Origin of the sequence: Lysobacter sp. 1R34A, assembly GCF_051217035.1 — a bacterium.
In the GTDB taxonomy this organism is placed as follows: Bacteria; Pseudomonadota; Gammaproteobacteria; order Xanthomonadales; family Xanthomonadaceae; genus Lysobacter.
This window is the reverse complement of sequence record NZ_JBPKJP010000199.1, coordinates 1-1,645: the sequence shown is the minus strand read 5'-3', so window position 1 is coordinate 1,645 and position 1,645 is coordinate 1. Positions and strand designations below refer to the sequence as shown.

The 1,645-nt window shown below is 75.8% G+C and carries 1 protein-coding gene; it reads left to right on the top strand.

Annotated features, from left to right (window positions below):
- Nucleotides 1-1,645, top strand: a 1,645-nt coding sequence (locus ACSAMQ_RS20490) for an ankyrin repeat domain-containing protein (protein WP_435397425.1), incomplete at both ends; no start/stop codon positions are given.

Here is a 1,645-nt window from a genome sequence, read left to right as displayed (position 1 = left end):
GCGCCTGCTGCGCGCCCTGATCGGCGCGGGCGTCGACCTGAACGCCGCCACCGCCGGCATGACCCCGCTGCTGGCGGCCACCCGCGACAGCTGGCACGGCCGTCCCGACGCGGTCATGACCCTGCTCGCCAACGGCGCCGACCCGCGCCTGGCCGACCACGAAGGCAACACCCCGCTGCACCATGCCGCGCGCAGTTCCGACCCCGGCGTCGCCGCCTTGTTGCGCGACGCCCAGGCCGAACTCGACCCGGTCAACCACGACGGTTTCTCCCCGCTCGGCGTGGCCTGCGCCAGCGGCAACTGGCGCCTGGCCAAGTTCCTGCTCGAACGCGGCGCCAAGACCGAGCAGCCCGGCGGCGCCCCGGCGTTGTTGGCCGCGGCCGGCGGCGACGAGGACGACCCGGCCGGCGTGCAACTGCTGCTCAAGCACAAGGCGCGCATCGACGCCCGCGACGGCCAACGCCGCAGCGCCCTGCATGTGGCCGCGTTCGCCGGCCATCTCGACATCGTCACCGCACTGCTCGCCGCCGGCGCCGACGCCGGCGCGATCGACAGCCAGCAGCGCACCCCGCTGCTCGAAGCCGCGCGCGGCGCGCGCCCGGCGGTGCTCGAACGCTTGCTCGAACACCTGCCGCAGGGCGGGGTCGCCGAAGCCGCGGCGCTCGACGCCGACGGCGCCAGCGCGCTGATCCTGGCCTGCCAGGCCGAGACCGCCTCGCCGCCGCTGGTGGTGCGCCTGCTCGACCTCGGCATCGACCCGGAACTGCGCGACCGCCACGGCAAGCGCGCGGTCGACCGCGCCGCCGAAGCCGGCCGCTGGTCGCTCGTGGCTGCGCTCGACCGCGCCTATCCCTTGCCGGCGGCGGTCAGCGGCGAAGGCGACAGCGAGGACGGCGAGGGCGAGCGGGTCATCGTCGACCGCATGCCGGCCGCACTGCTGCGCGACGGCCTGCGCGAAGGCCGCGCCGCCGAACTGACCGGCTTGGCCAAGCTGCTCAGCCCGAGCGAGCTCGGCGCGCAATTGCACGAAGAAGACGGGCAGATCCCTTCGGCCGAGCGGATCGACTGGCTCCTCGGCCAGGGTGCCGACGTCAACGTGCGCGACGCCAACGGCGACACCGTGGTGTTCGCCCTGCTCGATCGCACCCCGGACGCGCTGCCGGCCCTGCAGGCCTTGCTGCGCCATGGCGTCTCGCCGGCCGGTCGCGGCGGCCTCGGCCGGTTCCTGGCGACCTGTTCGGCCGGCGACCAGGCCTCGCGCGGCCTGGAGCAGTTCGCCCTCGACCTGATCGAACGCGGCGCCGACGTGTTCTCGCCGACCCCGGCCGGCGATCCGCCGCTGGCGATCGCGGTGCGCCTGGGCTGGTCGCGCCTGCTCGAACGCCTGCTCGCCGCCGGCGTCGACCTCAACACCCGCGACAGCCACGGCATGAGTGCGCTGCACCTGGCCGCCGCGCTCGGCCGCGAAAGCATGCTCAAGCGCCTGGTCGCCAACGGCGCGGCGCCCGACCTGCTCGCCGCCGACGGCCAGACCCCGCTCGGCGTGGCCCTGTCCTCGGGCCGCCGCCATCTGGCCGACTGGCTGGACTGGCGCGGCTGGGCGTTGCCGCGCCGCCCGCTGCACGCCCAGGACGTCCCCGCGGCG